The organism is Candidatus Goldiibacteriota bacterium (assembly GCA_016937715.1).
In the GTDB taxonomy this organism is placed as follows: domain Bacteria; phylum Oederibacteriota; class PGYV01; order PGYV01; family PGYV01; genus PGYV01.
Window position 1 is genome coordinate 1 of sequence record JAFGWA010000115.1, and the last position, 9,664, is coordinate 9,664.

The following is a 9,664-nucleotide window of genomic DNA, read 5'->3' on the forward strand; positions in this document are numbered from 1 at the left end:
ACGCGCCGCAAATTGGTATTCTTGTATTCAAACAAACTTGAAGTCAGCACAGTGTTAACGTCAGTGGCAATCGGTAAGCCCGCGGTATATAAGTGCATGCCGGCGCTGCATTAAACAGCTTCTGCCGGATAAATACTATGCATACGCGGCGCATACTGAAAAAACACACCCAACCCCTGTTTTGTTTTGTGTGTGTGAAGCAGCAGGTATGTCTTTTAAGGCGCGGCAGTTGAATTAATATATAATGTAAAAAATCCGCGGGCTAAAGACCCGCGTCTACCACGGCAAAACCATTTGTTCGTCTCCGGTTTTTTTATTTGATATGGGATAAAAAAGTATGGGATAAAATTACGGATAATTATTTAAGCATATACTCATATTACACCCTGTAAGTTTATGCCTGTTTGAATTATATAATAAAGATTATAAAAATGTTAGTTAGACAAAACATATATTTGTTATTGTAGACTAACTGTTAATAACCTGTGGACAAATATGGTTTAAAAAAGTTCAAAAAAATGTAAAAATAAACAAAAAACATTAAATTATCATCAAATATAAGGTTAAACAGGTATAAAACCGTTTTTATTTGTTGACAAAAAATTTATATATTATATACTAGGTCTTGAAGAAAGGCAGACGCTCTTACACAACAGGAAGTAGACAAAAAAACAGAGATTCAAAAACAAAGGGTTTTCTTAAACTCTTGTTAAAAACTTTAACACCGAAAGGGGGGAGTACCCAATGGCAGCCAAGAAAAAAGCAGCAAAGAAAAAAGCAAAAAAGAAATAAGTTGATTAAAACGGGGTAACAACATAAAAAGGGGCTAATGAGAATTAGCCCCTTTTTATGTTTATGGGCAAAAGTAATTATTAACTATCAGCAATACCGGAAACCGGGTTTAAAATACCGTAACAGGCAAAACCTGCCCATAACAAATCAATAATGCAAAATAACCAAATTTCGGTTATAATCAGCGGAAAGTAAACGCAATAATAAAATTATAAGGGTGGATACAATTGGCTAAAAGATCAAAAAAGGCAAAAGCGGCTTCTAAAACAAAATCACAGCCAAAAAATCAGCCGGACTATTTTCTTGCAGGAGCCCTTGGGCTTACGGCACTGATTATTTTCTTTTCTTTTATAACTGTCAGGGACCGCAACATGCTTGGGCCGTTCGGTGAAGTTATAGCAAGGTACCTGTATGTGCTGTTTGGAAAGGCTTCCTACGCCCTTCCTTTTATAATAGGATTTTATTCGTTTGCCGTTTTTAAAAAAGAGATAAAATATGCCTCAACAAGATACGTCGCCGGATTCGCGGCTGCCGTTATTTCGCTGTCGCTTTTTCTTGCCCTTGTCGTAAAGGGAGGCGCTCTTGAAATCTTTCATATGGAAAAAGTTGCCGTTTTAACGGGAAGGGGATCGAAAACCTTCTGGGAAGGAATGCCGGCGGTTTTAAGGGTAATGGACGGAAACTATAAGTTTTACACGGGAGGGTTTCTGGGATACAACCTTGCGTATTTCCTTTCCGCCTGGTTCAACATTATCGGGGCGTATATCGTATTCATAATCCTTACCGCGCTTTCTTTTTTCCTTCTGGGAAAAGAAGAACTGCTTTTTTCGGCGGGCAGGTTTGCGCGCGACGCTTTTTTAAACGGCGCTGAATATGTAAGGTCGCTTTTTACCGGCGGGCGGGACGCGGCTGATGAACGGATTAAAAAAGTAAAAAAGCCGGCAAAGAAAAAAGAAGAAGACGATGAAGAAGAAGACGAAGAAGAAAAACCCATGACAAAAAAAGAAATGAAGGAAGAGGCAAAAAGGCTTAAAGAACAGCAAAAGGCCGAAGAACAGGAAAGAAAGAAACCGGCCAAACGCGAAAAAATAAATATAATAACCCCTGATGAACCTGCGGAAAAAAAGACCAAGGCAATACAGGCAGTGGTAAAAGGCGACTATACCCTGCCGTCAATTGACCTGTTAAAAGGCAATGCTCCGGATGCTGCAGGAACAGAGAAAAAAGATTACGCGGATGACGCGGAAAAATTAAAAAAGACCCTTAAAGATTTCGGTGTGGAAGCAGAAGTGGTAAACGTTGTGGACGGGCCGGTTATTTCGCGTTTTGAACTTGAACTTGCCACCGGCACTAAAGTGTCGCGCGTGGTAAACCTTGCCGATGACATAGCGCTGTCAATGCGCGTGGAACAGGTGCGCGTGGCGCCGGTTCCAAATAAATCCCTTATTGGCATAGAAGTCCCTAAATCAAACAAGAAAACTATTACATTAAAAGAGCTTATAGAAACCGAAGCCTTTCAGGATTCGGGTTCCCTTCTTACAATGGCGATAGGAAAAGACCTTGGCGGAAAAGCAATAATCGCGGAGCTTGGAAAAATGCCGCATCTATTAATAGCGGGCGCCACCGGTTCGGGTAAAAGCGTGTGCATCAATTCCATTATTATGAGCGTGATATATAAGGCATCGCCCGATGAAGTTAAACTTGTCCTTGTGGACCCCAAGCGCGTGGAACTTACGCACTACCGCGACATACCGCATTTAATATCCCCTGTAATCACTGACCCCAAGCATGCGGCATATGTTTTAAAAAAGCTTACCTATGAAATGGACTACCGTTATGACATGCTTGCAAAGGAAGGCGCCAGGGATATAAACACATATAACAAAATGGCGTCTGAATTTAATATGCAGTTAAAGAGCGAGCCGGATTTTAATCCCGAAGATTTAAAGAAGTCCCTTCCTTATATAATACTGATAATAGACGAACTTGCGGACTTAATGACGCTGGCAAAAGCAAACGTGGAAGCGTCTTTGCAGCGCCTTGCCCAGCTTGCGCGCGCCGTGGGAATTCACATAGTGCTTGCGACCCAGCGCCCGTCGGTTGACGTTATCACCGGCGTTATTAAAGCCAACTTCCCGTCAAGGATAGCTTTTCAGGTAATGTCAAAGGTAGATTCGCGCACAATACTTGACATGAACGGTGCTGACGCGCTTTTAGGGCGCGGCGACATGCTTTACGCGCCGGCTGATATAAGCAAACCTTTAAGAGGTCAGGCGGCATTTGTATCATCCGAAGAAATATCAAAAGTGTGCCACTTTATAAAGAAACAGAGAAAGCCGGATATCTCGCCGGAATTTGACATGAAAGACGACGATCCGGATCTTTCCGGCGACGGCGACAGCGGAACCGGCGGCGACGAGATGATGAAGAAAGCCATAGACCTTGCCAAAAACAAAGGCAATATTTCAACGTCATACCTTCAGAGAAAACTTGGCATAGGCTATTCCAAGGCCGCCCGCATGATAGATGATATGGAAGAAAAAGGGCTTATAACAGAAGCTGACGGCAATAAGCCAAGGGAATACATAGGCGATTAATCCGGGAGAAAATAAGATGTATGATTTAATTGTAATAGGTTCCGGCCCTGCAGGTTATACTGCCGCGCTGCTTGCGGCAAAGGCGGGGATGAAAACTCTCCTTATAGAAAAAAATTTAAACAACCTTGGCGGCACGTGCCTTAATGAAGGGTGCATTCCGCTTAAAGGGCTGCTTCACCACTCATTGCACAGCGCTGATTATCAGAAAATAATATCAATTGTCACACAAAAAATAAGCGGGTTAAGAAGCGGGCTTAAAGCAAGGCTTCAGGCGTGCGGCGTGGAAGTTCTTGAAGCGCAGGTAAAATTTATATCTGCCGGTGAAATTGAAGCGGCGGGAAATAAATATCAGGCAAAAAACTTCCTTATATCCGCCGGGTCTGCCGCGCGCAGGCTGTTTAAAAACGCTAAAGTCAGTTCTCCGGAAATAATATTCAGCTTAAATCCCGTCCCAAAACGCGCGCTTATAATCGGCGGCGGCGTCATAGGGTGCGAATACGCGTCCTTTCTTAATAATATAGGGGTGGAAGTGACAATAGCGGAAGCGGCTCCTTCTGTTTTATTCGGAATGGATGAAGAAGCAGTCCGGACACTTGTCAGGGAATTTAAGAAAAAGAAGATAAAAATCATAAGCGGCGCGGGTATAACAGTTTCCGATGACGGCGGGAAAGTAATAATAGAGAGTAACGGGGTAAAAATTGAAGAACAGTATGACATTATAATAGAAGCTACCGGAAGAGTGCCATATACGGCAGGGCTTAATCTTGAAGCTGCCGGCATTGAAACGGACAAGAAGGGTTTTATTAAAGTTAACGGCGATATGATGACAAACGTAAAGGGTATATACGCCGCGGGCGACTGTATCAACACGCCCATGCTTGCGTATACGGCATATAAAGAAGCGGAAACCGCCGTGGATAATATGGCTACGGGAAAGTCCGGCGATCTTGATTACGCAAGGATACCAAAACTTGTTTTTTCAATGCCGCAGGCGGGCAGCGCGGGTTTTTTGGAATCTGACGCGCGTAAAGAAAATATAGATTATAAAGTGTATAAGTATTTTTTTAAAGGCATCGGCAAAGCAGTGGTGGAAGAAAGCGACGCGGGATTTTTAAAACTTTTAACGGCGGATGACAGGGTGATAGGGGCGTCTGCAGTAGGGTACGAAATTGCGGATATGATGAATGAAATAGGGCTTATAATAAACGCGGGCGTCAGCGTGGAAACAATAAAAAACACAATGCATATACATCCAAGTTATTCAGAGATAATAACAGAAGCCCTGATATACGGCGAGACTGCCCCTTCAATTTCCGGCCAATGAAAATAAAATATATTTTTATTCTTCCGGTAATTTTTTTATTAAATTCCTGCGCGGCAAACAGGCAGTATTTAATGGCGCCAAAAACGGTTTATTTCTGCGCTGCCGGCGACGTGATGCTTGACCGCGGCGTAAAGGCAAATATGGAAATTTACGGGTATGATTATCCGTTTGAAAATATACGGGCGTTTGTCAAAGCGCACGACGTGTCTTTCTGCAACCTTGAAACTCCCATTTCCACGGAGAAAAAAAGAAAAAAACCTTACGCGTTCAGGTGCGAGCCGGAAAAAATGGAAGGGTTTAAAAATTCCGGTTTTAATACGGTGTCTATTGCAAACAACCACATGCTGGACTGTAATTATACAGGCGTTTCGCAGACCATAAAAAATCTTGATGAGCTGGGTGTAATGCACGCGGGCGCCGGCTATAACAGGGAGCACGCGCTTGAACCGCGTATAATAACCGGTAACGGGGTGACAATTGCGCTGTTCGCGTTCGCGGATTTTTATTACGAGACCGATAAAGACATGAACAGTAAAAACACGCCTCAGCCGTGCCATCCGTCAGAAAAAGAGATGCGTAAAGCTGTGTCTGCGGCAAAAGGGCTGGCTGATTATATTTTTGTGTCTTTTCACTGGGGGGAAGAATATAAAAATTATCCCGGTAAAAAACAGAAAAAACTTGCGCGTATGCTTGTGGATTCCGGCGCTGACCTTATAATAGGGCACCACCCGCACGTGCTGCAGGGCATAGAAAAATATAAGGGCGTGATAATACTTTACAGCCTGGGTAATTTTGTATTTGACCAGTTTAAGGACTTACAGACAGACACCATGATATTCAGCTGCAGGTTATCAGACGGGGTTATAAAAGACGCGTATATCACGCCGGCAAAAATAGAAAAAAGCAGGCCGCATTTTGCCAAAGGCGAAGAAGCGAAAATTATAAAGGAAAGGCTGAAAGAGTATTCAAAGGGCATGAATGTGAAATTGACAGAACACGGAAACAGGATGTTTATTGAATAAAAGGCTGCGGGCGATAGATTTTATTTGATATTTGGCTGAATAATAATATAATGTATAAAAATTTACGGAGGCGGATATGATAGGCAAAAAAGATGTGGAAGGTTTTTTTGGAAATAAAAAGATAGCTGTGATAGGCGCGTCAAGAAGCGGTAAGAAATACGGTAATATGCTGTATACGGAACTTGTAAAAAAAGGTTTTGAAGTTTTTCCGGTTAACCCCAATGCGTCAGAAATAAACGGAGAGCCGGCGTTTAAAAACGTGGCAGATATACCCGGAGGCGTAAACGCGGCAATAGCGGTGGTGCCGCCCGCGGAGCAGGATAAAGTGGCAAATGACTGCGCAAAAGCCGGCGTGAAAGAACTTTGGATTCATGAACACGTAATGAAAGGCATTTCAAACACAAAGGCAATAGCGGTATGCGAGACCAATGGGATTAAGTGTATCACCGGTTTTTGCCCCATGATGTTCATGCCAAACGCGGGGTTTCCGCACAACATACATAAAGGCATAATGGGATTATTCGGCGCGCTGCCGAAATAAAAACGGGAGGATTTTAATGACAACAAAAAAACAACATAAAGGTATTGATGAAAAGTATTGTTCCAGCTGCGGGGAAGTGATTAAAGCTGCCGCGGAAATATGCCCGCACTGCGGTGTAAGGCAGCCTGCTGTGTCCGGCGCAACTCCTGATGTTTCTGAAAAATGGCTTGTGTCTCTGCTTCTGTGCATTTTTCTTGGAGCTCTTGGCGCGCACAGGTTCTATGTGGGCAAAATTGGAACGGGAATACTTATGTTAATTACATTTGGCGGATGCGGAATATGGGTAATTATTGACCTTATTCTTATACTTACGCAGAAGTTTACCGATAAAAGCGGCTGCGCGATAACAAGCAAGTAAACAGCTTTGAAAGTAACCGTAAAAATAGTTATTACAGCAGCACTGCTTTGCGGTTTATATTTTTTTCCGCATGATATTATGTTTAACGGAAAAAGCATATGCCTGTATAAAAACCTTTTTGGATTTGAATGCCCGGGCTGCGGCTTAACACGCGCAGCCTGGCTTTTAGTCCACCTTAAATTCTACGATGCCTTTGCCATGAATAAACTTATCATCATCGTATTTCCCATGATTATATTCATCTACGGCAGGTGGATGGTTAAAAGATAGAATATTAACCATGTAAATCTGAATTATAAAAGCTTATGATACATCAATAATCTAAAGTGTTTATGTTTCGTATTGACAGTATTAAAATAATAAAGTAAGATTTGTCTTACGATGACATATAAAGTATGACGTTGTCTTACAAGAGAGGACTAAGAATGAAGAATCGTACTGAAAAGGTATGTATAAGGACAACAGAAAATATTAGTAAACTTATAGATGAAACCTTAAAAAGAAAAGAATATAAGTTTTATACAAAATCAGATATAATCAACCTCGTACTAGAAGAACAATTACCTATATACGCAAAGGAAAAATCCATATATGGCAAAAACAAGTAATAAATATAAAAAATTGTTAGATGCGGAAAAAATGGAAAAGAGAGCTCAAGTTCATTCATTCCATCGCTATTTTGGGAAACTTATACCTGCGATTCCAAGATTTGCTATTAAATCATTTACTGTTGAAGGTGACTTAGTATTAGATCCATTTTGTGGCTCAGGAACAACTTTAGTAGAATCTAAAATGCTGAATAGGAATAGCGTGGGAATTGATTTAAATCCATTATCAGCAATTATTTCAAAAGCAAAAACAACGGGGCTTGATTACGAAAAAACTTTAAAAATGATGAATATCATTATCTCAAATGTGAAAAATGAAAAAGATGATAAGCATAAAAACTTGATTCCTTTTTGTATAAATATGGAGCATTGGTTTAGATCTGAAGTTATTAAAGATTTAGCATTATTAAAAAATGAAATTAAAACTAATACTAATGGGAATTTAAAGAATTTCTATCTTGCTTGTTTTTCTGCGATGATAAGAGATGTGTCCAATGCAGATCCGAGACACATCTTTCCGGGATATAGTAAAAGAATGCGTAGAATTGATGCTGAGGAAGGCAGGGTAATAGATGTATTAAATAAATTTGAAAAAGTTGTTATTAAACGAGTACAATCATTGAAAAATAATATTAATGGAAATCATTCATTAACTAGGATTTACACTGGTTCAGCAAATGACATATTAAATAATATTAGGAATGTGAAACTCGTTGTTACAAATCCGCCGTACATTAGTTCGATAAGATATTTAGAAACTTCAAAGTTAGAAATGTATTGGCTTGAAATACTTAAAAGTCAGAAAGATTATTTTGAAATAGATAAAAATATTGTAGGAACAGAGCGTTTTTATTCAAAAGATTATAAAGATGTTCAAAGAACAAATTATTCTAAAATCAACAAGTTAATAAAACAAATATATGACGATGGAAATTTTAAGATGAGTAAAGTTGTTTCGAAATACTTTAATGATATGGAAAGTATTTTTGAAGGTCTTTATTCTGCTTTAGATAAAAATGCTCATATGGTTTTTAAGATAAGTGATAGTATGGTTAGAAAAGTTAATATTCCAACTCATAGTTTTTTCATTGAAATTGCAAAGTCCAAGAAATTTAAGTTGGTCAGCAAATTTAAGGATAAAATTGAAAGTAGATCTTTGTTGACGAAAAGAAATTATTATAGTGGTATGATGTCACATGATTGGATACTTATATTTAAAAAGTGAGGCTGCATTGGTTCAATTACAATTAAAAGAAAATGAGTTAAAAGAAAAATTTCCTATTATAGAAATTATGCGTTTTATGGGTAATAAAAAATATCTTATTGATTTTATTGTTCCTGAAATAATAAAAGAAACTAATATTGGCGATACAATTTTTGATTTAACGGCAGGCACACAATCTATTTCTTATGCACTGAAAAAAAGAAATCAAATTTATTCAAATGATGTTCTAACCTCAAGTTATACAGTAGGCAAGGCCTTTGTTGAAAACAATAAATTAAATTTAATTAGACCCGAAAATCTTCGAAGATTAAAGATATTATTTGATAATAACTTAAATGAAAAAAAATATAGTTTTTTTTATGACAATTACCCGGATACATATTTTTCAGCAGAGCAATGTTTAGAAATTGATAGTATAAGATATGCAATCGATTATTCGTTTTTTTCAGACTATGAGAAAGCAATATTACTTTCTGGACTTATTTATTCTATGTGTTACGCGCAGTCTTCGCCTGGGCACTTTGCGCAGTTTATGCCAAAAGATCATCCAAGAGTTATTAAACTGAGAAAAATTAGCATTTTCGAACAATTTGAAAAGAAAATTAATGAAATACATATAGTTTGTAGTAAATTTGAGAATAAAGTTTTTAACTGTGACTATAGAGATATTTTTAATAAAAAGAAATATATAAATTATATAAAAAATACAAAACTATTTTATTTAGACCCTCCTTATACTGCAGAACAATATTCAAGGTTTTATCATTTACTCGAGACGGTTGTCAAATATGATAGCCCGGATTTGCAGCATAAAGCAAAATATAGAACGGATAGGTTTAAATCAGCGTTTTCATATAAGACTAAAGTTAAAGAAGAATTTGAATATGTACTTTCAAAAATTTCAGAGTATAAAGATAAAAAAATTATTATTAGCTACTCTAACAATGGATTAGTATTAGAATCTGAACTGAAAAACATTTGTAAAAAATATTTTACAAATGTTTCAATATTAAGAAAAAAATATGATCATTGTACACAGGGTAAAGGTAAAATTGACTTTGTGTATGAAATTCTTTTGATATGTAATAATATATAAATAACCTATTCTTCAAAAAGAGTCTGTCATAAAATTTGTGTAAACGGCCATAATCTGAAGTACACTTAAGTGTACTGAGTATAATAAGGAGGATGGATTAT

Annotated in this window: 8 protein-coding genes; all 8 read left to right on the top strand. The window is 38.3% G+C overall.

From position 1 onward, the window contains the following. Nucleotides 1-1,019: 1,019 nt before the first annotated feature. Nucleotides 1,020-3,389, top strand: coding sequence for a DNA translocase FtsK (locus JXR81_11225; GenBank protein MBN2755413.1), 2,370 nt, complete (start codon nt 1,020-1,022; stop codon nt 3,387-3,389). 16 nt (nt 3,390-3,405) lie between these two features. Further along, nucleotides 3,406-4,713: an NAD(P)/FAD-dependent oxidoreductase gene (locus JXR81_11230; GenBank protein ID MBN2755414.1), complete on the top strand. Its 1,308-nt coding sequence runs from the start codon at nt 3,406-3,408 to the stop codon at nt 4,711-4,713. Then, on the top strand, nt 4,710-5,735 hold the full coding sequence (locus tag JXR81_11235) for a CapA family protein (protein ID MBN2755415.1): 1,026 nt from the start codon (nt 4,710-4,712) through the stop codon (nt 5,733-5,735). Before JXR81_11230 ends, JXR81_11235 begins: the two co-directional genes overlap by 4 nt. 76 nt (nt 5,736-5,811) lie before the next feature. Beyond that, a complete protein-coding gene (locus JXR81_11240; GenBank protein ID MBN2755416.1) occupies nt 5,812-6,276 on the top strand; it encodes a CoA-binding protein in 465 nt (154 codons plus the stop codon). A 16-nt stretch (nt 6,277-6,292) separates the two neighbouring features. After that, nucleotides 6,293-6,634 (top strand): TM2 domain-containing protein, encoded by a 342-nt coding sequence (locus JXR81_11245; protein ID MBN2755417.1) that lies wholly within the window; start codon nt 6,293-6,295, stop codon nt 6,632-6,634. A 6-nt stretch (nt 6,635-6,640) separates the two neighbouring features. Continuing rightward, entirely contained in the window at nt 6,641-6,904 is a 264-nt protein-coding gene (locus JXR81_11250) for a DUF2752 domain-containing protein (protein ID MBN2755418.1), read from the top strand. Nucleotides 6,905-7,225: 321 nt separating this feature from the next. After that, on the top strand, nt 7,226-8,467 hold the full coding sequence (locus tag JXR81_11255) for a site-specific DNA-methyltransferase (protein ID MBN2755419.1): 1,242 nt from the start codon (nt 7,226-7,228) through the stop codon (nt 8,465-8,467). Beyond that, nucleotides 8,439-9,563, top strand: a complete 1,125-nt coding sequence (locus tag JXR81_11260) for a DNA adenine methylase (GenBank protein ID MBN2755420.1) — start codon at nt 8,439-8,441, stop codon at nt 9,561-9,563. Before JXR81_11255 ends, JXR81_11260 begins: the two co-directional genes overlap by 29 nt. Nucleotides 9,564-9,664 lie beyond the last annotated feature (101 nt).

Coding starts and splice junctions, on each gene's coding strand:
- JXR81_11230 (MBN2755414.1), top strand. CDS start 3,406: ATGTATGATTTAATTGTAATAGGTTCCGGCCCTGCAGGTTATACTGCC.
- JXR81_11255 (MBN2755419.1), top strand. CDS start 7,226: ATGGCAAAAACAAGTAATAAATATAAAAAATTGTTAGATGCGGAAAAA.
- JXR81_11260 (MBN2755420.1), top strand. CDS start 8,439: ATGATTGGATACTTATATTTAAAAAGTGAGGCTGCATTGGTTCAATTA.
- JXR81_11240 (MBN2755416.1), top strand. CDS start 5,812: ATGATAGGCAAAAAAGATGTGGAAGGTTTTTTTGGAAATAAAAAGATA.
- JXR81_11245 (MBN2755417.1), top strand. CDS start 6,293: ATGACAACAAAAAAACAACATAAAGGTATTGATGAAAAGTATTGTTCC.
- JXR81_11235 (MBN2755415.1), top strand. CDS start 4,710: ATGAAAATAAAATATATTTTTATTCTTCCGGTAATTTTTTTATTAAAT.